Source organism: Actinoallomurus bryophytorum, from assembly GCF_006716425.1.
Lineage (GTDB): Bacteria > Actinomycetota > Actinomycetes > Streptosporangiales > Streptosporangiaceae > Actinoallomurus > Actinoallomurus bryophytorum.
Map to the genome: position 1 here is coordinate 259,883 of NZ_VFOZ01000002.1, position 26,974 is coordinate 286,856.

The window sequence follows — 26,974 nt, forward strand, 5'->3', positions numbered from 1 at the left end:
TACGGTCAGCCTTACGGCGCGCCGCCGCCAGGCCCGTACGGAGCGCCGCGACCAGGCCCGTACGGTCCGCCGCATCCCGCGCCCGGCGGAGGATGGCAGCCACCGAACGCCTATGGCCGGCCGCCGATGGACCCGAGCCTCGCCGAGGCGTGGCAACGCCTCGTCGCCCGGCTCATCGACGGCCTCGTCCTCGCGGTGATCATGTCACCGCTGTGGATCTGGTTCTTCGACTGGTACTTCAACAAGATCAGGAGCATCCTCCCGGACGATCCCGGGGATCCGGTCGCCATGGACCGCTTGATGAGCGCCGAGCTGAGGCTCATGGGAATCAGCCTCCTCGTGGGGTTGGTCGGCGGGACCATCGCCTTTGTCTACGACGGCTTTCAGCACGCCAAGTGGGGCCAGACGATCGGCAAGCGCGCGATGAGCATCAAGGTCGTCGCGCTTCCCGACCGGGCGCCGCTGAGCATGTTCGCCGCCGTGAAACGAGCCGCGATCTACGCGCTCGTCCCTCAGGTTCCCGGCATAGGCGGTTTCTTCAGCCTGCTCGACTCCCTGTGGCTGCTCTGGGACAAACCGCACCGCCAATGCCTCCATGACAAGGTCGCCGACACGATCGTCGTCAAGGTCTAGACGGGCCGCGGAAGCCACCGGCATGCAGGTCACGCGGGTCGGGGTCGTACGATCTGGCATGTGGAAAACCGCGAATTGGGCAGAACAGGCAGGCAGGTCGGAGTAGTCGGGCTCGGGGCGTGGCAGCTCGGCGCCGACTGGGGCGAGGTCACCGAGGACGACGCGCTGGCGACGCTGAACACCGCCGTCGACGCGGGTGTCACCTTCATCGACACCGCCGACGTGTACGGCGACGGGCGCAGCGAGCAGGTCGTCGGAAAGCTCATCAAGGAGCGGCCCGGCCTCACCGTGGCCACGAAGATGGGCCGCCGGGTCCCGCAGGAGGCCTCCGCCTACACCCTGGACAACTTCCGCGCCTGGAACGACCGTTCCCGGGAGAACCTCGGGGTCGACACGATCGACCTCGTGCAGCTGCACTGCCCGCCGACCGCCGTCTTCTCCGACCAGGCCGTCTACGACGCGCTGGACTCCATGGTCGAGGAGCGCAGGATCGCCGCGTACGGCGTCAGCGTGGAAACCTGCGAGCAGGCCCTGACGGCCATCGCCCGGCCGGGCGTCGCCACCGTGCAGATCATCCTCAACGCCTTCCGCCTCAAGCCGCTGGAGCAGGTCCTTCCCGCGGCGGCCGGGGCCGGGGTCGGCATCATCGCCCGGGTCCCGCTCGCCAGCGGGCTGCTGTCGGGGCGCTATGACCGCGACACCACCTTCGGCCAGGACGACCACCGCAACTTCAACCGGCACGGCGAGTCGTTCGACGTCGGCGAGACCTTCGCCGGGGTCGACTACGAGACCGGGCTGGCGGCGGTCGAGCGCCTCAGGTCCCTCGTGCCGGACGGCATGACGATGGCGCAGTTCGCGCTGCGCTGGATCATCGACCAGCCCGGCGTCAGCGTGGTCATCCCCGGCGCGCGGAACCAGCGCCAGGCGGAGGCGAACGCCGAGGCCACGCGCCTCTCCCCGCTGGACGAGCAGACCCACGCCGCGGTGACCGCCGTCTACGACGAGCTGATCCGTCCCCTGGTCCACGACCGCTGGTAGCACCCACGGGAGCCGCCGATGACCGAGCACGACCACATCGTGGTGGGCGGCGGGACCGCGGGCTGCGTCCTGGCGTCCCGGCTCTCCGAGGACCCGCGCCGCAGTGTGCTCCTGGTCGAGGCCGGTGCCGCCACCGGCCCGCCCGCCATGGCCGATCCGCTCGGCTGGGCCGCCCTGCAGGGTGGCCCGGCCGACTGGTCCTACGAGACGGTCGAGCAGCCCGGACTGGGCGGGGCGCGCCTCCCGGTACCCCTGGGAAAGGTGCTCGGAGGCTCCAGTGCCATCAACGCGATGTGCCACGTCCGAGCCCATCGCGCGAGCTTCGACGCCTGGGCCGCCGCGGGCGGCACCGCCTGGAGCCATGACGAACTGCTCCCGTTCCTGCGCCGCAGCGAGCGCGCGGACGGCCGGGACCCGGCGTACCGGGGTCTCGACGGGCCGATGCGGGTCGCCGCGCCGGTCGTGGACGACCCCCTGTGGCTCGCGATGCGGCGGGCGGCGCTGGAAGCCGGGCACGCCGAGACGACGGATCTGAGCGGTGCCGTCCAGGAGGGTGTGGCCTGGCTGGAGGTCAACGTGGTGGACGGGCGCCGGCAGAGCGCGGCCGACGCCTACCTGCGTGACGTGCTCGACCGCCCGAACCTCACGGTACGCACCGGTGCCCGCGTGCTGCGCCTGACCGTGGAGAACGGCCGCTGCCGAGGCGTGGAGTACGTCGCCGGGGGCGAGCCTCGGCGCGCCCGGGCCGGTGCCGAGGTCGTGCTGGCGGCGGGCGCGATCGGATCCCCGCGCTTGCTCATGCTCTCGGGGATCGGCCCGGCCGGGCATCTGCGGGAGGTGGGCGTCGAGGTGGTGACCGACCTGCCCGGGGTCGGCGCGAACCTCCAGGACCATCCGCAGACTCGCGTCGGCTACACCGCGACGCGGCCGACACGGATGCCCGTCCTCGCCCGCAGGCCGCTGGTCGTGCTGCGCAGCGACCCGTCCGCGGCCGAGCCGGACCTGCAGTTCGTGTTCGGTCGCGCGGCGAGGCGCCTGCGTGGCGTAGCCGTCCCCGGAGACGGCTACTCGATCAGTGTCGGGCTGATGACACCGGCTAGCCGAGGCGGCCTGCGGCTGGCGAGCGCCGACCCTGCCGCCGCCCCGCTGATCGATCCGGCGTACCTGGCCGACGAACGCGACCTGGAGCGGCTGGTCACCGGCCTGCGCCTGGCCCGCGAGATCGGCGCCGCTCCGGCCCTGGCGGACTGGCGGGACGAGGAGATCTCTCCCGGCCCATCGCTGCGGAGCGACGATGATCTACGCGACTATGTGCGGCGCAGCGTGAGCACCTACTTTCACCTGACCGGCACCTGCGGGATGGGCACCGGCGAGATGGCCGTCGTGGACCCGCGGCTGCGCGTACGCGGCGTCGAGGGGCTACGGGTGGCCGACGCGTCGGTGATGCCCGCGATCGTGTCGGCGAACACCAACGCCACGGTCCTGGCCATCGCCGAACGCGCGGCGGCCTGGCTCACCGGGCGCGACGGCTGATACGGACCGCACGCGCACCCACGAGCGTCGCATCGGTTCGGTATCGCGGTCGCGATGGATGCAACCTCCTGGCGACCCGGCGGCATTAGAAACGGTGTGAAGCATCCGACGAGAGGGCGGTGCCTGTGGCGGGAACAGCACGGGACGAGCAGTACACCGCGTACGTCGCCGCGCGACTTCCGTGGCTGCAGCGCGTCGCCTACCTGCTCTGCCAGGACTGGGACCGTGCCGACGATCTCGTACAGGCGGCCCTGACCAGGTTGTACGTGAAATGGCACCGCGCGGGCTCGGTGGAGAACGTCGATGGTTACGCGCGGACCGTCCTCGTACGGGTGTTCCTCGCCGAACAGCGAACCGGCTGGTGGAGACGGGTGTCGCCGGTACGGGAACCGCCCGAGCCCAGCCCGTACCTCGCCGACCGCGACAGCGACCTGGACCTGCGCGCGGCACTGCGGGAGCTGGCCCCACGGCAGCGCGCGGCCGTGGTGCTCCGCTTCTACTGCGACCTGTCGATCGAACAGACGGCCGAGGTCCTGAACTGCTCCACCGGAACCGTCAAGAGCCAGACCTCGCGAGGGCTGGCGGCGCTGCGTCAAGCACTCTTGCCGACCATGAGTCTCGAGGAGGGAACGGCCTGATGACCGACGAGACCCTGGATCTCCACCGCAGGCTGGAACAGATCGCGAGCACTCCCCGCCGGCGCCCGCAGATCGACGTCGCCGCGCTCGCCGCTCGTGGCCGCCGGAGGCTGCGAGTGCGGCGCGCTTGTGCCCTGGCGGGAACGGCCGTGGCGGTTGGCCTGGTCGTGACGCTGGCGGCCACCGGGCTACCACGACTCGGCGCCGAACCCGACCGGCGGCCCGCCTCCCCGCCGCCGCAGTCGAGTGACGGGGCCTATCCCAACCCGCTCGTGCAGCGCGCCTTCTTCGGGTGGCTGCCCAAGGGATACACGCCACGGACGGTCATCGAGGACCACCAGAACGGCCGGCACACGTTCGAAGTGATGGCCGCCGGCCTGGGCGGTGCCCGCGGAGGGACCATTGACCTGACCGACCTCGGTGCGGGTCCTGAACCGATACTCGGCTATCTCTCAGGCGGCAAGCCGATCAATCCGCTGCCCGCCGCTCCCGTGAACAAAAGGCAGGCTCACTGGGCCACCAAGCCGGGTACCGGATACGGCGGCAGGTTGCGCTGGCAGTACGGGTCGCGCCGCTGGGCCGAAGTCTCCGTAAAGGGAGCCGCTGACGACACCGGCACCATCTACCGGATCGCCAGGTCGATCACGTTCGGCACCGCCAAGCCCACCGCGTTCCCCTTCCACGTCGAAGGACTGCCCGGCGGGCTGAAGATCTATCTGTCTACAGCCGGCCCGGGTCTGGGGGGCGGGTCCGCCGATTCGGCCGCGGTCAGCCTCGCCGCCGGAGCGTATTCACCGGACAACGGGCTGGAGATCGGGGTGACCCCTGCGGGGCTGGTGGCTCGTCCCGCCGGCGATCCCGGCCACAGGGTCATCGTCGACGGTCACCGCGCCATCAATCGCCAGTCCACGTCAGGTGGCGTGGCCAGGCACACACTCATCGTCCTGGGCGTCGACGGGTTCGACGTCACGATCCAGTCCTCCGGCCAGACGTTGCGGCGGCTCCAGGCCACCGGAGGGGTCACCGGCCTGTACCGCCGGATCACCGTGCTCGGCACGGCCCCGTCCCGGTGGACCACCGCGCCTCTCGGATGACGTGGGCACCGGATCCGTCTGTCGTCTGGGGCGGAAGGACCGATCCGGGCCGCTGCCTTTACAATGTAGATCACAAGCGGAACGCGCCAGGAGGGCGGCTCGTGGATCAGGGAGCGACCCGGCCGCCCGCCTCGAAGGCCGCGTGGGTCAGTGGCATCAGTGCGGCCCACTCGCGCTCCATCTCCTCCGCCACCATCTCGATCTCCCGCTGCGGGAAGGAAGGGAACTTGGAGTCGTCCCGCCGGGTGCGCAGCGACAGGAAGTTCATCAGGGCGCGGGCGTTGCACGTGGCGTACATCGAGGAGTAGAGCCCGACGGGCAGCACCGTGCGTGCCACCTCGCGGGCCACGCCCGCCTCCAGCATCTCCCGGTAGGCCGCGTACGCCTGCCGGCACGCCTCCCGTGTGGACTCGGACACGAGCTTGTGCTGCTCCGGCGTGCCCTCGACGAACTCATACTTTCCCGGCTTGCCCTGCTGGACCAGCTTGCGCGACGGGCCGGGGACGTAGAACTCCGGCGCCAGCTCGCGGTAGCGGCCGCTCTCCTCGTTGTAGCTGAACGTGCGGTGCCGCATGAACTCGCGGAACACGAAGATCGGCGCGCGGACGTAGAAGGTCATCGTGGAGTGCTCGAACGGCGTGCCGTGCCGGTCGCGCATCAAGAAGTTGATCAGGCCGCGGGAGCGCTCCGGGTCGGCCTCGACATCGGCCAGGGAGCTCTCCCCCTTGGTGGACACCCGGGCCGCCCAGACCACGTCGGCGTCCGAGGCGGCGTGCTTGACCAGCTCGACCGTCATGTCGCCGCGGAACCGGATCTCGTCCGTCATCGGGTCACACCTTCCGCCACTCAGGGGTCCACGCGCCGTCCTCGACCACGTAGTCGCCGAAAAGCGCCGGGGCCTCCCGCCGCATCAGCTCGCCGACCTTACCGAAGAGCAGGCGGATCTCCTCCTCGGCCCCCGCGGCCGTACGTGCCTCGATCACGTGCCGGAGGGTGCGGACGTTGGCGGTCCAGACCAGGCCGGTCCCCACGCCCTCGGGTGCGAAGCGCCGCATGAAGCTCGTCTTGTGCTTCTTCTCCTTGAACGGGACGCCCTCGGTGTCCAGGCCGAAGTGCTCGGCCATCCAGCCCTGGAACTCCTCCATCTGGGTGAGCAGGGCGGAGGCACGCTTCATCAGCTCCGCGTCCTTCTGCGCCCACTCGGGGAACCAGAACGGGATGTCCTGCAGGCGCACGAAACGCAGCGACTCCTGCGAGATCGCCACGCCGGGCCGGTGCCGTGCCAGCTCGTGGGTGAGGACACGGCTGACGTTGTGCAGGACGAACGAGAAGCTGACATGCTCCAGCACCGACCCGTGCAGGCTGCGGAGGATGTTCTCCAGATACTGCGTCTGGTCGGTACGCACCTTGGTCACGTTGGGGTTGAGCCCCGGCTCCCAGGACCGGTAGCAGAGGCGGCCGGCGAACTCGGCGAGGTTCTGCGGGTCGCTCAGCTCCTCCTCGAGGTCGCCGCGGTCCAGCCGCTCCAGCCAGGCGGTGCCGCCCACCTCACCGAGGTACCGCGCCACCTCGTCGTAGTCGAGCTCGGGACGGGCGACCAGGTAGACCTCAGGTTCAACGCTCTTCATGAGCCACCAGCCTAGAGCCGGCCACCGTCACGGCGACGGGCGACACCACCACCCGCCCGGCCAGGGCGTAATGCCCGTCCAGGGATGACATACCTGGCAGGTATAAATAAGGGAGTATCCGTCTCAGGAGGACCTGTGAGTGATCGGACCGAGGGACCCCATAGGCCCGTGGGGTCGACGAAGGAGGCCCCGTGACGGAAGCCGCGATCACCAGGACCGACGCTTACCAGCCCCGCACCATCGGCTTCCTCAAGCTGCACGAGGCGGCCGGCTGGCGGCTGAAGTTCTACGGCATCACCACGACCGGCGCGCCGCCACGGCCCGAGCTCGTCACCGTCGCCGAGGCGCTGGTCCCCTCGGTCCTGCCGAGCCCGGCCGTCCACAGCGGCGGCGACGACCCGTACGACATCGACCGGTACGGCATCGGCTACGTCATCCTCCACGAGGCGAGCGACTACGCCTTCGCGATCTTCGACTGGTGGGCCGGTGAGAACGAGCTCCACCAGCGGATGTACTCCTCGCTGCCGACCAGGCTCGGCACGATGCGCCCGCACCCGACCTCCGCCATCGGCTGCGTGTGGGAGCTCGCCGTCTCCGACTTCGAACGGCGGGCCTGGCTGCGGCACGTACTCGCCCGGCCCGAGGGCCCCGACATCGAGGGCTACCTCGGCGAGCGTTACGAGGATGAGGTGTGAAGAAGGTCCTCGGAGCCTGCCCGCTCGACTGCCCCGACGGATGTTCGTGGGTGGTGTCCGTCGAGGACGGCGAGGCCGTCGGCATGCGCGGAAACCCCGAGCACCCGGTCACGCGGGGCGCGCTGTGCGTCAAGGTGAACCGCTACCTCGAGCAGACCAGGGCGCCCGACCGTGTCCTGCATCCGATGCGGCGCGTCGGCCGCAAGGGCGAGGGGCGGTTCGAGCGGATCGGCTGGGACGAGGCCCTCGACGAGATCGCCGGGCGCCTCGGCGAGGTCACGCGGGAGTACGGCGGTCAGGCCGTCTGGCCGTTCCAGGGCACCGGTTCACTGGGCTACATCCAGGGGCTGGAGGGCTTCGCGGGGCGCCGTTTCTTCAACGTGCTCGGGGCCTCGATCCACGATCCGACCATCTGCTCGATCGCGGGCAGCACCGGCCTGAAGTACACGCTCGGCACCTCGGGCGGCATGGACCCCGAGGACTTCGCGCACGCGAAGCTGATCCTGCTGTGGGGCACCAACCCGCTCACCAGCGGCCACCACGTCTGGAAGTTCATCCAGGACGCCCGCCGCGACGGCGCGTACGTCGTGGCCATCGACCCGGTACGCACGCGGTCGGCGGCGCAGGCCGACGAGCATCTGGCCCCGATGCCGGGCACCGACGCCGCCCTCGCGCTCGGCCTGCTCAACGTGATCGTCGGCATGGGCGCGCACGACCAGGCCTACATCGACGCGCACACGCTCGGCTGGGACGCCTTCCGCGCCCGGATCGAGGAGTTCCCGCCGGAGCGGGTGGCACGGATCACCGGGCTGCCGGAGGAGAGCATCGTGGCGCTCGCCGAGCGCGTCGCGCGAACCCGGCCGACCGCGATCCGCGCGACGCAGGGCATGCAGCGGCACGCGGGCGGCGGGATGGCGCTGCGGACCCTCGCCTGCCTTCCCGGCGTGACCGGCGACTGGGCGCTGCGTGGCGGGGGGCTCTGCTACTCCACGAGCGGGCACTTCAAGCTCAACCTGCCGAAGCTGGTCAGGATCGACCTGCTGCCGCACCCGGTGCGGACCCTGTCGATGACCCGCCTCGGCGAGGGCCTGCTCGACGTCGGCGACCCGCCGGTCAAGGCGCTGTTCGTGATCGGCGCCAACCCGGTGGGCAGCAACCCGCACCAGCGCAAGGTGGTCCGTGGCCTGGCCCGCGAGGACCTGTTCACCGTCGTCCTGGAGCACTTCCTCACCGACACGACCGACTACGCCGACATCGTCCTGCCCGCGACGATGCAGACCGAGCACCTGGACCTGATCGCCGGCTACGGGCACCTGTACCTCGTATGGAACGAACCCGCCGTCGACCCGCCCGGTGAGTGCCTGTCCACCTCCGAGACGTTCCGGCGGCTGGCCCGCCGGATGGGGATGACCGAGCCGAGCCTGTACGACTCCGACGAGGACCTCGCACGGCAACTGCTCGACTCACCGCACCCCTCGCTCGCCGGCATCACCGTCGAGGGGCTGCGCAAGCAGGGATACGCGCGGCTGAACGTCGACCGGCCGTTCCTGCCGTTCGCCGAGGGGTTCCCGACCACCTCCGGCCGGCTGGAGTTCCACTCCCAGCGCGCCCTACGCGCCGGGCACGAACCACTGCCCGGTTTCACCCCGCACGCCGACCCCGGTGACGGCCTCGTCCTGATCTCCGCCGCCTCGCACCACTTTCTCAACACGACCTTCGGCAACAACCCCGAGCTGCGGCGGCGTACCGGCAAGCCGGTGATCATCCTGCACCCGGACGACGCGGCGGCCCGCGGCATCTCCGGTCAGGACGCCGTGCGCGTCGAGAACACGCGGGGGTCGTTCGAGGCCGTCGCCGAGGTCTCGGACCGGGTACGGCCCGGGGTCGCGGCGACGACCAAGGGACACTGGGCCAAGTTCAACGGGGGCGCCACGGTCAACGCGACCATCGACGAACGCGATGCCGACATGGGCGGCGGCGCGGTCTTCCACGACAACCGCGTCGAGGTCGCCCTCGCCTGACCCTCCTGGTGCCCGCCGGGACCTCGTGTCCTGGATCGCCCGCGAACGGCCGGGGCGGGTGAGGAGCGGATCGGCCGTGCGGCGCCTCTCACCCGCCTGGCCGCGCCGTCGCCGGAGCGGTCGCGCGACGGCCTGCGGCTCACCGCCGCGGGGCGCGGCACATCTCCAGCACGTTGGCGATGATCCGGTGACCGGTCTCGCCGGTGGCGGTGAGGATCGACTCGGGATGGAACTGCACCGCCCAGCGCCGGCGGACCGGGTCCTCGATCGCCATGACGACGTCGCCGAGCGCCGCCGTGACCTCGAACTCCCCGCCCACCCGGTCGGGTGTCGTGTGCAGCGAGTGGTAGCGCGCCGCGGTGAACGCGCCGGGCAGCCCGTCGAACAGGTGCCCGCCGCCCACCTCGACCCGGCCGGGCTTGCCGTGCGACGGCTCGGGCAGCAGTGCGAGCTCGCCGCCCGCGTGCTCGACCATGCCCTGCAGCCCGAGGCAGACCCCGAACACCGGGACGTCACGTGCGTACACCGAGTCCAGCAGCGACGCCGTGTCGAAGTCGGCCGGACGGCCCGGCCCCGGCGAGAGCACCACGAGGTCGGGGCGGATCTCGTCCAGCATCTTGTCGGGGAAGCCGAAGCGCAGCGTCGTGACGTCGGCGCCCTGCTGACGGAAGTAGTCGGCGAGCGTGTTGACGAAGGAGTCCTGATGGTCGACGAGCAGGACCTTCAGCCCGTCGCCCGCGTGCTCGCGCGCGCCGGCCGCCCCGGCGGCGGCCGCCGACGGGGACAGCGCCTCGATGAGGGCGCGCGCCTTGAGGTAGGTCTCGCGCTCCTCCTCGTCGGGATCGGAGTCGTACAGCAGCGTGGCCCCGGCGCGTACGGCGGCGATGCCGTCGCGGATCTGCGCGGTCCGCAGGGTGAGGCCGGTGTTCATCGAGCCGTCGAAGCCGATGCAGCCGACCGCGCCGCCGTACCAGCGCCGCGGGGTCTGCTCGTGGTCCTCGATGAACTGCATCGCCCAGGTCTTGGGGGCGCCCGTCACCGTGACCGCCCACATGTGGGTCAGGAAGGCGTCGAGGGCGTCGTAGCCGGGCCGCAGCCGCCCCTCGATGTGGTCGACGGTGTGGATTAGCCGGGAGTACATCTCGATCTGCCGGCGGCCGATCACCTTCACGCTGCCGGGCACACAGACCCGCGACTTGTCGTTGCGGTCGACGTCGGTGCACATCGTCAGCTCGGACTCGTCCTTGGCCGAGTTGAGAAGCGTGCGGATGTTGTCGGCGTCCTCCAGAGGGTCGCCGCCACGCTTGATCGTGCCGGAGATCGGGCAGGTCTCGACCCGGTCCCCGGTGACGCGCACGAACATCTCCGGCGACGCGCCGACGAGGTACTCCCCCTCCCCCAGGTTGAAGAAGAACTCATACGGCGCGGGGTTGGTGACCCGCAGCCGCTCGAAGAAGGCCGCAGGCGAGTCGACCGGGCCGTACATCACGTGGCCGGGGACCACCTCGAACAGGTCTCCGCGGACGAACTTCTCCTTGGCCTCGCGCACCACCTCGGCGTACGCGCCCGGAGTCGGGCCCGGCGGCAGTTCGCGTGCCTGTGCCGGAGGCGTCGTCTCGGTACGCCTCGGCATGCCCCGCGTGCTCACGCCGCCGACCTCGAAGTCATAGGACAGCCGCGCCGACGTCTCACGCTTGCGGTCGACGACGATCATCTCGTCGGCGAGGTGGAGCACGAGGTCGCGCTGGTCGGCCGGGCGCTCGATGTTCATCCTGATCGGCTCGAACTGGAACGCCAGGTCGTACCCGAACGCCCCGTACAGGCCCAGGTGCGGGTCGTCTCCCGCGAACAGGTCACCGATGGCGCGCAGCGCGGTGAACACGGTGGGCCGCCGGCTGCGGTCCTCCTCGGCGAAGACCTCGTCGGAGGAGGGCACGAAGACCTCGACGCCGCCGGGCACCTCGGCGGGCTCGCCGGCGGCGGCCAGCGCCGCGGTGATGGCGGGGAGCAGGACCGTGCCCCGGTCGTTGAGCGCGTGCACGGCCAGGTGACGGCCGCGCGCGACCACCTCGAGGCAGGGGTCGATGTAGGCCATGTGCCAGCGGCTGTAGCGCCCGGGGTACTCCATGCCGGAGCTGAGGACGCCGCCCCGGCGCGTGCCCACGGCCGCCACCAGAGCGTCCAGCTCGTCGGTCTTGCGCCCGGAGTCCACCGGCGTGGCGCTGCGGACGACGCGCACGCCGCCCGCCGTCATATAGTCGGTCGTCGTCTCCACGATCGGCCCCTCGATTTTCTGGCCCTCGCGGCGGAAACGAAGAACGACCGCCGGACGAGGGCGGTCGCTGCGGTGTCTGAGAATGCGTGAACCCGCGCCGCCTAGCGGCGCCACCACCACTGCCTGGCCGGGGTTCGCATGGCCTGAAGGCTACCCGGTCACCGGACGGTGCGCCAGCAGGACACGACGGGCGGGCGCGCACAACGCCCCTGATAGCGGCTCGAAACGTCCAAAGAGACGCGCAGCCGAGACCGAACCGAGATCCACTCTTCCTTAAATCTTCTGCCAAGGAATTCGGTCGTCCGGATACCCGCCGGGCGGCCGATTCGCGCGTTGGCATTTGGCATAGGAGGACCGTTGGCCGACACAGAGCCCGGACCACGCCGGAGTGACCGCAGTCCGTGGAACTGGCTGCTGATCCTTCCGGTCGTCGTTCCGCTCCTGACGTTCCTGTTCAACAGGGACAAGCCGCGGCTCGGCGGGTTCCCGTTCTTCTACTGGGCGCAGTTCGCCTTCATCCTGCTCGGGGTCGGGTGCACGACCCTGGTCTACCTGATGACGCGGCGCCCGCAGGACACCATCGCCCGTGACTCCGGCACGGCTTCAGAGACGGAGGACTGAGCGATGTCCGGCAGGCACACCACCGAGCTCGTCATCTTCGCCGTCATCTTCGTGATCGTCAGCGGGATGGGCTTTCTCGCGGCGCGCTGGCGCCGCCCCGACAACATGAAGAGCCTGGATGAATGGGGTCTGGGCGGCCGTAGCTTCGGCTCGTGGGTCACCTGGTTCCTCGTGGGCGGTGACCTTTACACGGCCTACACCTTCGTAGCGGTGCCCGCGCTGGTGTTCGGCGCCGGCGCGGCGGGCTTCTACGCCGTGCCGTACACGATCGTCGTCTACCCGCTGGTGTTCCTGGTGCTGATCCGGCTCTGGTCGGTCTCGCACGTGCACGGGTTCGTCACCCCGGCCGACTTCGTACGCGCCCGCTTCGGATCCTCCACCCTCGCGCTACTGGTGGCGATCACCGGCATCGTCGCGACCATGCCCTACATCGCCCTGCAGCTCGTCGGCATCCAGGCGACGCTGGAGGCGATGGGCGTCAAGGGCCACTGGCCGATCGTCATCGCGTTCGCGATCCTGGCCGCCTACACCTACCAGTCCGGTCTGCGCGCCCCGGCGCTCATCGCGTTCGTCAAGGACGCACTGATCTACGTCGTGATCCTGGTCGCGATCTTCTACATCCCGCACAAGCTCGGCGGCTGGAGCCACATCTTCGGCTCGGCGCACGCCAAGTTCGAAAAGACACCCGCACCCACGGACGGGACGTTCCTCAACCACAACAACCAGCTCAACTACGCCATGCTCGCCCTCGGATCGGCCCTGGCGCTGTTCCTGTACCCGCACAGCGTCACCGGCGTGCTGGCCAGCAAGAACCGCAACGTCATCAAGCGGAACATGGCCGCGCTCCCGGCGTACAGCTTCCTGCTGGGCCTGATCGCGCTGCTCGGCTTCATGGCCATCTCCGCCGGCATCAAGCCGGTCACCGGGGCGAACGGCAAACCGGACGGCAACACGATCGTGCCGCTGCTGTTCGACCACGTCTTCCCCAGCTGGTTCACCGGCGTCGCCTACGCCGCCATCGGCATCGGCGCACTCGTCCCCGCCGCGATCATGTCCATCGCCGCCGCGAACCTGTTCACCCGCAACATCTACACCGAGTACATCCGCAAGGACGCCAGCCCGGCCGAAGAGGCCACCGTCAGCAAACTCGCCTCACTCGTCGTCAAGATCGGCGCGGTGCTCGCGATCCTGCTGCTGGACCCGCAGTTCTCCATCGACCTGCAACTCATCGGCGGCGTGGTCATCCTCCAGACCCTGCCATCGGTCGCACTCGGCCTCATCACCCGCTGGTTCCACCGCGGCGGCCTCATCGCCGGCTGGGTCGCCGGCATGGCGGCGGGCATCTGGATGCTCTACCGCATCCCCAACCCCGCCAACGGCCACAAGCACTTCGGCGGCTCCGCCTACGCCCTGAGCGACATCGGCATCGACACCAAGATGACCGTCTACGTCGGCGCCATCGCACTGGCGGTCAACCTCGTCGTCGCGGTGGTCGCGACGATCGTGCTCAAGGCGGCCAAGACCGCGGACGGCGTGGACGTCACGCGTACGAGCGACTACTACGCCGACGAGGGCGACCCCAAGGTCGTCCGCGGCACCCGCGAGGTCGAGGAGGGCCTCGCCACCTGACCGTGCGCCTCCGGCGGCCGTGCCCCTCGTGCGCGGCCGCCGGAGCTCTCAGGTACGGCCGCCCGCGGGAAAGCCGTCCAGGAGCAGGTCCACGATGCTGTCGACCACGGTCGCGCGCGGCACACCGGAGTGGTCGAGCCACCACTCCCCCGCGGCCTGGACCATGCCGACCGTGGCATGGCCCCAGATGTGACCGCGGACCGGGTCCGGCAGGCGTCCCTCGGCGAGCAGGATCTCGGCCAGCTCCCCGCCCAGGCCGCGGATGAGCGTGCTCATCGCGCTGTGCGTCGCGGTGTCCTCGGCGCCGGCACGATGGACGAGGAAGCCGTACAGGTGCCGGTTGGCCGCGATCGCCGCGAGATAGGTGTCGATCGCCGCCCGCGCCCTCTCGCGTACCTCACCCGGCCGCCGGAACGCGGCGCGTACCGCGTCCACGAGCAGGCCGGTGTGGCGTTCGGCCAGCGCCTGGTAGAGACCGCTCTTGTCGCCGAAGTGGCGGTACAGGATCGGCTTGGTGATGCCCGCCTCGGCCGCGATCGAGGCCATGGAGACGTCGGGCCCCTCGCGGCGGATGATGCGGTCGGCGGCCTCCAGCAGAGCGCGCCGGCGGCGCGGGTCGCGCCCCGGCGCCGTCGTACGGCTCGCCGCGGCCGTCTCGGTCCTGTCCGCACCGGCACTCACGCGACGAGCGTAGTCCGGCAGAGGTCCTGCTCAAATCTGTGCCAGCCCGGCGTCCGGTGCGTCGCTCCCTTTGATCCACGGTGACGGGTCGACTGGCGGGAGGCGTTCCGGATCCCCGCGTCGTGCTGCGGCGTGGTCGGTCTCAAACCGACGCAGGGGCGGGTGTCGCTCGGGCCGTACGGTGACGAGAGCGGACCCGCCGTCCATTTCTGCCACACGCGCTCCGTCCGTGACGCCGCCGCCGGCGCGTACGTACGTGAGCTCGGCGCCGACCCCGGTTCGCTGCGCATCGATCTGTACTGGCGGCGCGGTCGGACCGGTGTGTGGCCTTCACGCAGCCGTTCAACATCAGTGGCCAGCCCGCGATCAGCCTGCCGCTGCACTGGTCCGCGGACGGCCTGCCCGTGGGCGTGCAGCTCGTCGCCGCGTACGGACGCGAAGACGTGCTGCTGCGGGTGGCACACCAGCTCGAACAGGCCCGGCCGTGGGCCGGCCGGCATCCCGGCACCGGCGCCTAGCCCGTCGTCTCGGTCATGGGAGGTGCGTTCCCGTGGCAGACTCTGTCCCCGTTTCTCCTGCCGCCGCGCCCTGGAGGGGTTCTCGAATGGTCACGCCGCGCCTTCCCCGTGCCCGTGGTCTGGGCAGGTGCCTGGCGGCCGTGGCGGTCATCATCGCGGTCTGGGTCACCACGCTGGGCGCGGCACGGGTCGACCTGTACGCCAGGCCCGGTGCGCTGCCCGCGCTCTCGGTGTCCACCCTCGCCGCGCGGTACAAGGCGAACCGGCGGGCGATCGGGCAGGCGCTCAGGACGGCACGGCGGATTCAGGACGGTGACCGGGCACGGGCCCTGGACCGGCTGCTCACGCCCGGCCGCAAGTTCCTGTTCTTCGACCCGCGGGGCACGGGCCGTGCGGTGGAGGTCATCGGCGACCTGGCCCATGCCCGGCGGCTGGCGATCCTCGTGCCCGGCGCCGACACGACGCTGTCCACGTTCGACGAACGCGGGCAGCAGCCGTACTCCACTCCCGGCGGCGGCGCGCGCGCCCTGCTGGCCCAGGCGCGGCGGCTCGCCCCGCACCCGCGTCTCGCCGTCGTCGCGTGGCTGGGCTACAGCCCGCCGCAGGTCACCAGCGCGGGGGTGATGACCGACGTACGTGCCGACGCGGGGGCGGTCCGGCTGCGCCGGCTGGTCGATGAGCTGCACGATCTCAACCCGGCGGCGGAGACGGCACTGCTCTGCCACAGCTACGGCTCGGTGGTCTGCGGCGAGGCGCTCAAAGGACTGCCCGTCGACGACGTGGCGGCGTTCGGCAGCCCCGGGATGCGGGCGTCCACGGCCGGCGCCCTCGGCACGCGCGCGAACGTCTGGGCCGCGCGTGGCTCACGTGACTGGATGCAATTCGTGCCCCATGTCCGCGTGCTCGGACTGGGATTCGGCACCGATCCCGTCTCGCCTGGATTCGGGGCTCGGGTATTCGCCGCCGGTGCGGCCGGGCACGGCGACTATCTGCGTCCGGGCTCATTGTCACTGCGGAACCTCGCGCTCATCGCGCTCGGACGCGGCCCCCAGGTCTCGCTCGCCTGAGCCATCTATCTGACACTTTTTTCTCAAGGGTGTCAACGGCGAAATCAACTAGAAATCGGCCAATTTCGGCTTCTCCACAAAAGGCGAAAACGGTGTTTGAGTAAAGCGAGCGCCAGTCCCGTCTTGGAGAGCCGATGAAAATCCCCCGCCTCGTCGCTTCAGCCGTCTGTGCCGTGTCTCTCTCGGCCGCCGCCATCACCGCCGCGACGACTCCCGCCTACGCGTCGACCACCAACTACGTCGCTCTCGGCGACTCCTACTCGTCCGGAAACGGAGCCGGGTCCTACGACGGAAGCAGTTGCGAACGCAGCAGCAACGCCTATGCCTCCAAGTGGGCCGCCGCGCATTCACCCGCGTCGTTCAGTTTCGTCGCGTGCTCGGGTGCGAGAACGGCGGACGTCCGCAACAACCAGCTCAGCGCCCTCAACTCAGGAACGACGCTCGCGAGCATCACGATCGGCGGCAATGACGCGGGCTTCGCCGATGTGATGCAGACCTGTGTACTCAGCTCCGACTCGACCTGTGTCTCGGCGGTCAACAACGCCGAGAACACGATGCGGACCACCCTTCCGGGAAGCCTCAGTTCGCTTTACGACGCGATGCGCGCCAAGGCCCCGTCCGCGCGTTTCGTGGTGCTGGACTATCCGCATCTGTACATCATCACCAGCTTCTGCATCGGGCTGAGCAACACCAAGCGGAACGCGCTGAACGCCGCGGCCGACGTGCTCGACGGTGTCATCTCCACGGCGGCCTCGAACGCCGGTTTCACCTTCGCCGACGTGCGCAACCAGTTCAAGGGCCACGAACTGTGCTCGGGCGACAACTGGCTCAACTCAGTCACCTGGCCGATCGGCGACTCGTACCACCCGACCGCGCTCGGGCAGTCGTCCGGATACCTGCCGGCGTTCACGTCGGCGGCCGGTGCGGCGCTCGCCCACTCGCACGCGAAGGACAGCTGAGCGGCGATCGACCGCCCGGAATCGGCTCTATGGCCGGGCCGCCCGCACATGGGCGGCCCGGCCGCATTACGATCTCCCGCAGCGCCGGGACGCCCTCCGGCGCCGGAGCGACTGCGATGGACGATCTCGAGCGGCTGATGGCAGGCCTGGACGAGCTGTTCCCGGGCCATGCCCTGGATGAGTCACTCTCCGTGACATTGCCGGCCGGATACGCGGTCTGGCCTGATCCCGGTTTTCCCCAGCACCGGCCGGCCGAGCGTCCCGCGTTCTGGATGAGCGAGGAACCGGTGACCGGTGACGTGTGGGCGCGTTTCCGCGCCGGGCACTCCTCCTCGGGACTGTGGCCCGTGCTCCTGGACGACTCCGCCCAGCCCTGGTCGGCCGGGCAGATCGCCCCCGAACCGGTCGCCGAGATCGCGACCTACGATCCTGCCGCGTTCATGGCCGAGGTCTGGACCGAGTGGCACGAGCCGCCCATGGACATCACCCCGTTCGGCTACTACTCTCCCGGCCCGGCGATGCCCGGAGAGCCGGTGGAGGACGCCGACGCGGCGGCGGACCGGTACGCGGGACACCTGCCCGGCCGCCCCCTGGGCCTCGTACCCGCCGGGCGGGGCGCCGACGTGCTCGCGGCCATCGGCTGGCAGGGCGCGCGCCACCACAACCCGCTGACGGCGCCGCTCTCCGCGGTGATCCGCGGCTGGGAGGACAGGTTCGGGGCGCGGGTCGTCGGCATCGGGTTCGACACCCTCGACCTGAGCATCGCCGCACCGCCCATGACCTTCCGGCACGCGCTGCACGTGGCGGCCGAACACGCGACGTTCTGCCCCGAGGCCATCGTCCAGGGGCCGGGCACCCTGGAGGGTCACGCCGAACAGATTCGCGGCGCGCGGGCCTGGTCGTTCCACTGGGAATGACGAGCCGTCACACTGGACCGTCACACTGAGAGATGGCCCCGCGCCATACCGTTGCGACGGACGGGAGTCCGATCATGTCCGGCCTGACCGACGAGGCCAAGGCGCTGCTGGCCGAGGCAATCCCCGGATGGGCGACGACGGTGCGCCCCGACGGGTCCCTGCACAGCACGGTCGTCTGGGTGGACGTCGAGGGAGACGACGTCATCTTCAACACGGCGATCGGGCGCGCCAAGGAGAAGCACCTGCGCGCCGACCCCCGGGTCTCGGTCAGCGTGGCCCACCCCCGCGACGCCTTCCGCTTCGTCAGCGTCTCCGGCATCGCGCGGCTCGAGGAAGAGGGCGCCGCCGACGTCTTCGACCAACTCGCCCGTAAGTACCTCGGGATCGCCGACCATCCCCACCGCTCGGGCGCCGGGGAGCGCATCACCATCCGCGTACGGCCCGACCGCGTCATCTTCAAGCCCGGCGGTCAGGGGTGAGCGACGCGGGAGCCTCGTGCGTGCCGTACCGGCGCGGGCAAACATCCTCGCCGGTACGGTGCCGCTTCCGGACATAGCCGTTGACGCCGCGTCACGTACGTGAAAGTCCGTGGTGCGGAGCATCCGTGAGGAGACGCCATGCGCCCGCACCCCCGCTGGATCCTGGCCGCCGCCGGCGTCCTGGTCGCCCTGTCGCTCGCCACGCCCGCGCGTGCGGCGGCGCCCCGGCAAGTGACGATCGACGGTGCGGCGGGCGGCCGTGTCTTCGACGGAGTGGGCGCGCTCAGCGCGGGTGGTTCGTCGCGCTTACTCATCGACTACCCCGAGCCGCAGCGCAGCCGGATCCTCGACTACCTGTTCAAGCCCGGCTACGGCGCCGCCCTGCAGATCCTGAAGGTCGAGATCGGCGGCGACACCAACTCCACCGACGGCGCCGAGCCGAGCCACATGCGCACGCCGTCGGACCTCGACTGCGACCGCGGGTACGAATGGTGGCTCATGGAGCAGGCCAAGGCGCGCAACCCTCGCATCAAGCTGTCCGCGCTGCAGTGGGGCGCCCCCGGCTGGGCCGGCAGCGGTGAGGCGCGCCCGACCGTCTGGACGACGCCCGACATCGACTACCTGACCTCCTGGCTCGGCTGCGCCGCACGGCATCATCTGCACATCGACTACCTGGGCGGCTGGAACGAGGCCTACTCCGACCCCGGCTGGTACGTCCGCCTGCACCAGGCCCTGCGCGACCACGGCCACGGCGACATCAAGGTGGTCGCCGACGACAGCTTCAACTGGGACGTCCTCGGGCCGATCGCCGCCGACGCAGGTTTCCGCGACGCCGTCGACGTGGTCGGCCAGCACTACGTCTGCGGATACCTCAGCGACTACCTGCGCTGCCCGAGCCCGGCGGCGGCGCAGGCGCTCGGCAAGCCGCTGCACGCGAGCGAGCAGGGGTCGCTGCCCTACGACTCCGGCGCCGCACCGCTGGCACGCGCGCTCTCCCGTCCCTACATCGACGGCGGGATGACCTCGACGATCAACTGGTCGCTGATCGCGTCGTGGTACGACACGATGCCGTTCCAGGCGTCCGGGCTGATGGGCGCCGACGAGCCCTGGTCCGGCGCGTACGTCGCCGGGCCGAGCATCTGGGCCACCGCGCACACCACGCAGTTCACGGCGCCGGGCTGGCACTACGTCGACTCGGCCAAGGGCTACCTCAACGGCGGCGGCAGCTATGTCGCGCTGCGCTCGCCGGACTCGCGGGACTACAGCCTGGTCGCCGAGACCGTGGACGCGACCGCGCCGCAGCGGCTGAGGTTCTCCGTGACGGGCGGCCTGCCGGACCGCCCGGTGGCCGTGTGGTCGACGGACCTGTCCTCCACGGACTCCCGCCGGTGGTTCGTGCGGGCCGGGTCCGTACGGCCCGGCGACACGCTCACGCTACGGCCCGGCCACGTCTACACGCTGTCCACGACGACGGGGCAGGGGAAGGGCCGGGCCGTCTCACCACCGCCCGCGCCGCTGCGGCTGCCGTACCGCGACGGATTCCAGTCCTACGCCGACGGAGCGACGCCCCGTTACATCTCCGACCTGGACGGGGCGTTCGAGGTCTCCCCCTGCACGGGCCGCGCGGGACGCTGCCTGCGGCAGGTGATCGGGACGCAGCCGGTGTGGTGGAACGGCTGGCTCAGGCGCCCGGTGACCGTCGTCGGGGACCTGAAGTCATGGCGCGACTACGAGGCCGGAGTGGACGTACGCCTCGACGGCGACGGCTGGGCCGAACTGCTCGGCCGCGTCGACGGCCAGTGGGCCGACGCCGTGTCCGGAATCCACCTGCGGCTGTCGGCCGACGGCGACTGGCAGCTCTACGACGAGAACCTGCGGGGGCAGGACTCCACGCTCTGCGTGCCTAGTGACCCGGCGTGCGCCGGCGTGGCGCGGCAGCGTACACATCCGGCCCAGCGCCGGACGCTGGCCGCCGGCCATGCGGCCGTCCCGGCACGTAAGTGGCACCGGCTGCGGCTCGGCTTCTCCGGCGACCAGGTCACCGCCTCCCTGGACGGTGCGAGGCTCGCACGGGTGGGCACCCCGGTGCACGCCTCGGGTCAGGTCGGCCTCGGCGTCTCACCATGGCGGCACGCGGAGTTCGACGACCTGTCGGTGACGCCGGTCCGGCCCACGGGCGACATCCGCTATCTGCCGGCGCGGTCACTCAGGGCGACGGGCACCGGCTTCCACCACGGCTACGAGCCGCGCAAGGCCGTCGACGGGAGCGTCCAGTCGATGTGGCACAGCGAGTGGAGCCCGCTCACCCCGCTCCCGCAGTCGGTGACGGTCGACACCGGCCGTACGCGGCGGATCTCCCAGGTCACCTACCAGCCGCGTGAGGACGGCAACCCGAACGGCGTCATCACGCGTTATGAGCTGGCGGCGAGCACCGACGGGGTCTCCTACACGCCGGTCGCGACCGGCACCTGGCCACTCGACGCGACGCGGAAGACGATCGGCCTGCCGGGCGTCGCCGCGCGCTTCGTCCGGCTCACCGCACTCGGCGCGGGCGCCGGATACGCCTCCGCGGCCGAGATCCAGATCGGCATACCCGCCGGGTAGCCGTGGCCGCCGGGAGCCGTCCGCACGCTGTGGAAGGGTGTCGGGCATGGCTACGGACTCCCTTCACGGCCGGCTCTTCCCGACTCGGCGCTTCTCCCTGGGCGTCCCCGGCCACTTCACGGTCACGCCGGACGGGGCGTCCGTGCTGTTCCTCCGCAGCCGGGCGGGCGATGACCCCGTGACCTGCCTGTGGGCGCTGGACACGGACTCCGGAACCGAGCGGCTCCTCGCCGACCCCGCCGAGCTCCTCGGTGCCTCCGCTCCGGCGGGCGCGGGCGTCGACGCCTATGCCACCGACCCGGCGGCCGGGCTCGCCGCCGTCACGCTGGCCGGCGGATTGTGGACGGTGGATCTCGCCGGCGGGCGGGTCCGGTGCCTGCCCGCCGAGGGCCCGGTCGCCGACCCACGGCCCGCCCCGGGCGCGCGGCGGATCGCGTACGTGTGCGGCGGTGCCCTGCGGGTGATCGAGACGGACGGGACCGGGGACCGCGCGATCGCCGCCCCCGACGGGCCCGAGGTCACGTTCGGGACCGCCGAGCACACGCACGCCACGTCGCCGGACGGCCCGCGGGGGCACTGGTGGGCACCGGACGGCGCGCGGCTGCTGGTCGCGCGGGTGGATCCGGCGCGAGTCGGGCGGTGGCACGCCGCCGACGCGGCCGAGCCCGGCACGGCGCCGCGCACCGTGCGCTACGCGACGGCCGGCACGGCCAACGCCGAGGTCACGCTATGGATCACGGGGATCGACGGCTCGCGGACCGAGGCGGTCTGGGACCGTGACGCCTTCGAATACCTGGTGGGCGCCGGCTGGGACGCCCATGGCCCCTACGCCGTCGTGCAGTCCCGCGACCAGCGCACCGTCCGTTTCCTCGTGATCGACCCGGCCGGCGGCGGGACACGGGTCCTGAGCGAGCAGCGCGACGCGTGCTGGGTACAGCTGCTGCCGGGCCTGCCGGCGCGCACCGCCTCCGGGGCCCTGGTCGCCCACGCCGACCTGCGGGGGACGCGGCACCTGACCGTGGACGGCCTCACCGTCACGCCGCCGGGCCTTCAGGTACGTGCCGTGCTCGGCGTGGACGGCGACGAGGTGGTGTTCACCGCGTCGGATGAGCCCGCCGAGACCCACGTGTGGAGCCATCGGGCCGGAGGGGGCGTCCGGCGGCTGAGCGCGGAGGCGGGCGTGCACTCGGCCGTGCGCCGCGGCGGGACCCTGGTGCGCGTCGCCCGGTGCGCGGACCGGCCGGGCGGGCGGGTCTCGGTGTCGCGTGACGGGAGACCGGCCGTCCCCATCGCGTCACTGGTCGAACGGCCCCCGCTGGACGTACGCGTGACACGGCTCGTTCTCGGGCCGCGCGAGCTGCGCGGCGCGCTCTACCTCCCCTCCTGGCACCGTACGGGCGTGCGACTGCCGGTCCTGGTCGATCCCTACGGTGGTGCGGGGCGGCAGCAGGTCACCGCCGAGCTCACCTGGCGGTGCCTCGTGTCACAGTGGTTCGCCGAGCAGGGCTTCGCGGTCCTGGTCGCCGACGGTGCGGGCACGCCGGGCCGCGGACCGGACTGGGAGCGCGAGGTCCACGGCGACCTGTTCGGGCCGGTGCTGGAAGACCAGGTGACCGCTCTTCGGGAGGCCGCGCGCCTCCACCCGGATCTCGATCTCGGGCGGGTGGGCATCCGCGGCTGGTCCTTCGGCGGGTCGCTCGCGGCGCTGGCCGTGCTCCGGCGGCCGGATGTCTTCCACGCCGCCGTGGCCGGTGCGGGTGTCACCGACCAGCTGCTCTACAACACGCACTGGCGCGAACGGTTCCTCGGCCACCCCCGTGAGTTCCCCGGCCGGTACGAGGCGTCCTCACTGGTCGCCGCGGCACCGGACCTGACCCGGCCACTGCTCCTCATCCACGGCCTCGCCGACACCAACGTCCACCCGGCCAACACCCTGCGGCTGTCCACCGCCCTGCTGGCGGCAGGCCGCCCACACGAAGTGCTCCTCCTGCCCGGCGTCGGCCACCACGCGATGGCGACGGCGGCCACCGAGAACCTGCTGCACCACCAGGCACACTTCCTGCGACGACACCTCTGCCCGTCCGGCGACGCGACACGGTCGGCCGATGGCATCGCGTGAGGTCGCGCCCGCTTACGATGTGTTTTGTGGGAATGCCGACCGGTCTCCTGAGGAGACGGCACCAGAGGAGTACGCCCGGATGACGGAGCCGCGGGAGGCCGCCGCGCGGTTCTCCGGAAGTACCGCCTGGGCCCGGCAGCTCAAGACCCCGTTGCGGGAGTTCCTCCGCACCGAGACCGGCGGCGCCGCCCTGCTGCTGGGCGCCACCGTAGCGGCCCTGATCTGGGCGAACGTCGACGCCGCGTCGTACGAATCCCTGTGGAGGACCCGGCTCTCGATCCGCGTCGGCGGGTCCGAGCTGTCCCAGGACCTGCGCGAGTGGATCAACACCGGGCTGATGACCCTCTTCTTCTTCGTCGTCGGCCTGGAGGCACGGCGCGAGTTCGACATGGGCGAGCTGCGCGACCGGCGGCGGCTGACGCTGCCGCTGGTGGCCGGCGTCGGCGGAATGCTGGTGCCGATCGCGATCTTCCTCTCCATCAACGCGGGACGCTCGTCCGTGCACGGCTGGGGCGCCGCGATGTCGACCGACACCGCGTTCGCCCTCGGCATGCTCACCCTGGCCGCCTCCCATCTGCCGGCCCGGATGCGCACCTACCTGCTCACCGTCACGGTCGTCGACGACCTGGTCGCCCTCATCGTGATCGGGATCTTCTACAGCCGGCACATACGGCCCATGGCGCTGCTCGTCACCCTGGCGATCTTCGCGGTGATCCTGCTCCTGCGCATCGGAGGGCAACAACACCACGGCGCCGTGTTCGCGATGCTCGGCGTCGCGGCGTGGGTGGCGATGTTCGAGTCCGGGGTGGAACCCATCGTCGTCGGCCTCATCATGGGCCTGCTCGTGTACGCGTCCCCGGCCGCGCGCGATGACCTGCAGCGGGCCAGCGATCTGTTCCGGTCGTTCCGCGAGCAGCCGACGGCCGAGCTGGCGCGTACCGTGACCGGCGGGCTGGCCTCGGCGATCTCCCCCAACGAGCGACTGCAGCTGCTGTACCACCCGTGGACGAGCTACGTGATCGTTCCGCTGTTCGCACTCGCCAACGCGGGCATCACCATCAGCGGCGGGCTCCTCGGCCGGGCGTTCACCTCGCCCATCACCCTGGGGATCCTGTTCGCGTACGTGCTCGGCAAACCGCTGGGGATCACCGGCTCCTCCTGGCTGCTCAACCGCCTGAGCCGCGGCCGCGTGGAGGTGCCGGTCGGCTGGGCGGCCGTGGTCGGCGGCGGCGCGATCGCGGGCATCGGCTTCACCGTCTCCCTGCTGATCGCCACGCTCGCCTTCAACGGGGTCGAACTCGAAGAGGCCAAGCTCGGCATCCTCACCTCGGCGCTCGTCGCGTCGGCGCTCACCTGGGCGATCTTCCGCGTCACCCGCATGCTGCCCAAGAGACTGAAGCTGCGGGCGCTCCTGGGCACCGCCGAGGCGATCATCGACCTCGCCGCGCCGGTCGACCCGGAGCGGGACCACATCCGCGGTTCCGGCGACGCCCCGGTGACCGTGGTGGAGTACGGCGACTTCGAGTGCCCGTACTGCGGGCAGGCCGAGCCCGTGGTCCGTGAGCTGCTCGCCGACTTCGGCGACGTGCGGTACGTCTGGCGGCACCTGCCCCTGCACGACGTGCATCCGGCGGCCCAGCTCGCGGCCGAGGCCTCCGAGGCGGCCGCCGAGCAGGGGTTCTTCTGGGAGATGCACGACCTCCTGCTCGACTGCCAGGACAAGCTGCGCGTCCGCGACCTCATCGGTTACGCCGGGGACATCGGCCTCGACGTCGAGCGGTTCAGCGCCGACCTGAGGCGCCACCTCGGCGCGGCCCGCGTCGCCGAGGACCTCGACACGGCGGACCTGAGCGGCGTGACCGGCACCCCGACGTTCTTCATCAACGGCCGGCGTCACCATGGGGCGTACGACATCGAGACCCTGTCCGCGGCGGTCCGCTCCGCACGTGCCCGTGCCTACCTGAACGCCTGATCTCTCTGCCCGAAGTGCACCGATCCGGCCTGCTATCCGTCCAAGAAACGACGAAAGGACGTACATGGGCAAGGACGGGCGTACGGCGGTCGGTATCGCCTGGGCGTTGGCGCCGCTGGTCACCTTCGGGCTGGCCACGGTGCCGGTCTTCGTGTATCCGGCGATCCGGCTGCGCAGGACCGCGTACTGGGCCGTCCTGGCGGCGTACGCCGCCTTGGCGATCACGGCGCTCATCACCCTGGGATGGATCGAGGAACCCGGCGGCGACGCTCTCTTCACCGCCGTCTCCCTGGTGTCGTGGCTGGGCGGCACCGTCCACGCGTTCGCGATCCGTTCCCGCGTCTTCGGCGCAGGCGAGGACGGTGCTCACCCGGTACGCACCGGGTGAGCACCCGCCGCTATGAGCCGACCGTCTGGGGAGCGCGGAAGACGCGGTCGGGGTCGTACCGGTTCTTCACCTTGAGCAGGCGGGCGTAGTTGGCACCGAAGTAGGCCTGCTTCCAGGTGGACAGCCCCGCGTCGGCGTAGTTCTGGTACGCCTGCCCGCTCGCGTACGGCGTCATCGCGTCGTGCAGGGCGCGCAGCCACGTCTGCTGGGCGCCGATCGCGCCGGCCGGTGCGTCCATCGCCCACGTCGTGGTGAACTGCCCGTTGAAAAGACCGTTCCGGTGGACGAACGCGGTCGCGTCGGGGGCCACCCGGTTGACGGCACCGCCCAGTGCGTCGAAGGCGATCCCCCCGTTCCCGCCGCCGGCCAGGCCGCCGCGACGCTGGACCGCGGCCAGGATCGCGTCGATGGCCGTCCCGGTCAGCGGGGTGGTGAAGATGTGCGAGGCGGCGTACTCCGGTTCGCGGCTCTCCCGGCCTCCGGACGTGCGGCCGGGGAGTGTGCCCGGCAGATGACACTGGTCCGCGCTCAGCGTCGTGCAGCCGGCCATGATCATCATGGCGTGGTCGTAGGAGGTCGTCTCGATCACCTGCGAGGAGGGCTCCGCGCCGATCCGGCCCTTCAGGGTCTCGATCAGCCGTTCGGCGTCCTCCCGAGCGCCGAGATAGGTCCCCCCGACCTGGACCGTGGGAGTGGACTTTCCCTGGCCGTTCAGGACGTGGAGGTTGGACCACAGCTCGTCCGGCGCCGACGGTGCCCAGCGTTGCCAGGAGTCGACCACCGACCGGGCGGCCGGCCATGGCCAGTCGAGGAAGAAGACCACGATGTCGGAGGTGGGGTACGTGGCGAACGTCAGCGAGGTCGCCACGCCGAAGGTCCCCCCGCCGCCCCCGCGGCAGGCCCAGAACAGATCGGAGTTGTTCTCCGCGTCACAGGTGAGCGTCCGTCCGTCCGCGGTCACCACCTCGGCCGAGCGGAGACTGTCGGACAGGATCCCGCGGGCCCGCGTGACCACGCCGACGCCGCCGCCGAGGGTCAGGCCGGAGATGCCGACCGTCGGGCAGGATCCGGCCGGTATCGTGACGCCCGCTCCGCCGAGCCGGTCGTAGACGTCGACCAGGCGCGCCCCAGCGCCGATCGTCGCGGTGTTCGACGCGGCGTCGGCACGGACGGAGGACAGGGGGCTCACGTCGATCACCAGCCCGCTGACGAGCGAGGCCCCCGTGTAGCTGTGCCCGCCGCACCGCGGCGTCACGGCCAGGTCGTGACGGCGGACGAAGGCCAGGCACTCCGCGACGTCACGGGCGCTTTCGCAGTAGGCGATGCCCGCCGGGCGGATCCGGTCGAAGCGCGGGTTGAAGTTCGTGCGCGCCACCGCGTACTCGCCGTCGTCCGGCCGTACGAGCCGGCCCGCCAGCGAACCGCGGAGCGCCGACCAGGCGGCGGCCGTCGGCGTACCGGACAC

The 26,974-nt window shown here is 71.2% G+C and carries 23 protein-coding genes and 1 pseudogene; 19 read left to right on the forward strand and 5 right to left on the reverse strand.

Translation table 11 applies throughout. The features are described from left to right. Positions 1-126 precede the first annotated feature (126 nt). From FB559_RS44315 to FB559_RS37485, 5 genes are all read left to right on the forward strand, one after another. Positions 127-633 carry an RDD family protein gene (locus FB559_RS44315; protein ID WP_185792661.1) on the forward strand — a complete coding sequence of 169 codons (507 nt, stop codon included), beginning with the start codon at positions 127-129 and terminating at the stop codon, positions 631-633. 60 nt (positions 634-693) lie between these two features. Further along, positions 694-1,671, forward strand: a complete 978-nt coding sequence (locus tag FB559_RS37470) for an aldo/keto reductase (protein WP_141962358.1) — start codon at positions 694-696, stop codon at positions 1,669-1,671. 18 nt (positions 1,672-1,689) lie between these two features. Next, complete coding sequence (locus FB559_RS37475; RefSeq protein ID WP_141962359.1) at positions 1,690-3,204, forward strand: GMC family oxidoreductase; 1,515 nt, start codon at positions 1,690-1,692, stop codon at positions 3,202-3,204. Between the two features lie 125 nt (positions 3,205-3,329). After that, positions 3,330-3,842, forward strand: a complete 513-nt coding sequence (locus FB559_RS37480; RefSeq protein WP_141962360.1) for a SigE family RNA polymerase sigma factor — start codon at positions 3,330-3,332, stop codon at positions 3,840-3,842. Beyond that, complete coding sequence (locus FB559_RS37485) at positions 3,842-4,936, forward strand: hypothetical protein (RefSeq protein WP_141962361.1); 1,095 nt, start codon at positions 3,842-3,844, stop codon at positions 4,934-4,936. The genes FB559_RS37480 and FB559_RS37485 overlap by 1 nt, the downstream gene beginning before the upstream one ends. A gap of 106 nt (positions 4,937-5,042) precedes the next feature. On the opposite strand, the gene thyX (FB559_RS37490) is transcribed toward FB559_RS37485, so the two are convergent. Together thyX (FB559_RS37490) and thyX (FB559_RS37495) are read right to left on the reverse strand one after the other, a co-directional pair. Continuing rightward, a complete protein-coding gene (gene thyX / locus FB559_RS37490) occupies positions 5,043-5,762 on the reverse strand; it encodes an FAD-dependent thymidylate synthase (protein ID WP_141962362.1) in 720 nt (239 codons plus the stop codon). A gap of 4 nt (positions 5,763-5,766) precedes the next feature. Then, on the reverse strand, positions 5,767-6,564 hold the full coding sequence (gene thyX, locus FB559_RS37495; RefSeq protein ID WP_141962363.1) for an FAD-dependent thymidylate synthase: 798 nt from the start codon (positions 6,562-6,564) through the stop codon (positions 5,767-5,769). Positions 6,565-6,755: 191 nt separating this feature from the next. On the opposite strand from thyX (FB559_RS37495), the gene FB559_RS37500 reads away from it, so the two are divergent. Together FB559_RS37500 and FB559_RS37505 are read left to right on the forward strand one after the other, a co-directional pair. After that, positions 6,756-7,259 (forward strand): hypothetical protein, encoded by a 504-nt coding sequence (locus FB559_RS37500; RefSeq protein ID WP_141962364.1) that lies wholly within the window; start codon positions 6,756-6,758, stop codon positions 7,257-7,259. Next, positions 7,256-9,280: a molybdopterin-containing oxidoreductase family protein gene (locus FB559_RS37505; protein WP_246122747.1), complete on the forward strand. Its 2,025-nt coding sequence runs from the start codon at positions 7,256-7,258 to the stop codon at positions 9,278-9,280. Before FB559_RS37500 ends, FB559_RS37505 begins: the two co-directional genes overlap by 4 nt. A gap of 139 nt (positions 9,281-9,419) precedes the next feature. On the opposite strand, the gene FB559_RS37510 is transcribed toward FB559_RS37505, so the two are convergent. Next, positions 9,420-11,555, reverse strand: coding sequence for an anthranilate synthase component I (locus FB559_RS37510; protein ID WP_141962365.1), 2,136 nt, complete (start codon positions 11,553-11,555; stop codon positions 9,420-9,422). A 357-nt stretch (positions 11,556-11,912) separates the two neighbouring features. Here FB559_RS37510 and FB559_RS37515 point away from each other — a divergent pair, with 357 nt between their 5' ends. Then, positions 11,913-12,176, forward strand: a complete 264-nt coding sequence (locus FB559_RS37515) for a DUF3311 domain-containing protein (protein WP_141962366.1) — start codon at positions 11,913-11,915, stop codon at positions 12,174-12,176. A gap of 3 nt (positions 12,177-12,179) precedes the next feature. After that, positions 12,180-13,805 (forward strand): monocarboxylate uptake permease MctP, encoded by a 1,626-nt coding sequence (mctP, locus tag FB559_RS37520; protein ID WP_141962367.1) that lies wholly within the window; start codon positions 12,180-12,182, stop codon positions 13,803-13,805. 48 nt (positions 13,806-13,853) lie between these two features. Here the strand turns inward: mctP and FB559_RS37525 are convergent, their stop codons facing one another. Then, positions 13,854-14,486: a TetR family transcriptional regulator gene (locus FB559_RS37525; RefSeq protein WP_141962368.1), complete on the reverse strand. Its 633-nt coding sequence runs from the start codon at positions 14,484-14,486 to the stop codon at positions 13,854-13,856. A 111-nt stretch (positions 14,487-14,597) separates the two neighbouring features. Here FB559_RS37525 and FB559_RS46955 point away from each other — a divergent pair. From FB559_RS46955 to FB559_RS37575, 10 genes and pseudogenes are all read left to right on the forward strand, one after another. Further along, positions 14,598-14,717 (forward strand): annotated as a pseudogene (locus tag FB559_RS46955) (amidase family protein); the annotation flags it as partial. Between the two features lie 68 nt (positions 14,718-14,785). Continuing rightward, a complete protein-coding gene (locus FB559_RS37535; RefSeq protein ID WP_141962369.1) occupies positions 14,786-15,004 on the forward strand; it encodes an amidase family protein in 219 nt (72 codons plus the stop codon). 86 nt (positions 15,005-15,090) lie between these two features. Then, positions 15,091-16,071: an alpha/beta hydrolase gene (locus tag FB559_RS37540; protein WP_141962370.1), complete on the forward strand. Its 981-nt coding sequence runs from the start codon at positions 15,091-15,093 to the stop codon at positions 16,069-16,071. A gap of 173 nt (positions 16,072-16,244) precedes the next feature. Continuing rightward, positions 16,245-17,030, forward strand: coding sequence for an SGNH/GDSL hydrolase family protein (locus FB559_RS37545; RefSeq protein WP_281286349.1), 786 nt, complete (start codon positions 16,245-16,247; stop codon positions 17,028-17,030). 116 nt (positions 17,031-17,146) lie between these two features. After that, on the forward strand, positions 17,147-17,947 hold the full coding sequence (locus tag FB559_RS37550) for a DUF4253 domain-containing protein (protein WP_141962372.1): 801 nt from the start codon (positions 17,147-17,149) through the stop codon (positions 17,945-17,947). A gap of 74 nt (positions 17,948-18,021) precedes the next feature. Beyond that, the gene (locus tag FB559_RS37555) at positions 18,022-18,426 is read left to right on the forward strand and encodes a PPOX class F420-dependent oxidoreductase (protein WP_141962373.1); all 405 of its coding nucleotides are present in this window, start codon (positions 18,022-18,024) and stop codon (positions 18,424-18,426) included. A gap of 138 nt (positions 18,427-18,564) precedes the next feature. Then, entirely contained in the window at positions 18,565-21,030 is a 2,466-nt protein-coding gene (locus tag FB559_RS37560; RefSeq protein WP_141962374.1) for a discoidin domain-containing protein, read from the forward strand. A 46-nt stretch (positions 21,031-21,076) separates the two neighbouring features. Then, positions 21,077-23,149 carry a S9 family peptidase gene (locus FB559_RS37565; protein ID WP_141962375.1) on the forward strand — a complete coding sequence of 691 codons (2,073 nt, stop codon included), beginning with the start codon at positions 21,077-21,079 and terminating at the stop codon, positions 23,147-23,149. Between the two features lie 79 nt (positions 23,150-23,228). Further along, on the forward strand, positions 23,229-25,121 hold the full coding sequence (nhaA, locus tag FB559_RS37570) for a Na+/H+ antiporter NhaA (protein ID WP_141962376.1): 1,893 nt from the start codon (positions 23,229-23,231) through the stop codon (positions 25,119-25,121). 64 nt (positions 25,122-25,185) lie between these two features. Further along, positions 25,186-25,509: a hypothetical protein gene (locus FB559_RS37575; RefSeq protein ID WP_141962377.1), complete on the forward strand. Its 324-nt coding sequence runs from the start codon at positions 25,186-25,188 to the stop codon at positions 25,507-25,509. 10 nt (positions 25,510-25,519) lie between these two features. On the opposite strand, the gene FB559_RS37580 is transcribed toward FB559_RS37575, so the two are convergent. Continuing rightward, positions 25,520-26,974 (reverse strand): FAD-binding oxidoreductase, encoded by a 1,455-nt coding sequence (locus tag FB559_RS37580; RefSeq protein WP_221640627.1) that lies wholly within the window; start codon positions 26,972-26,974, stop codon positions 25,520-25,522.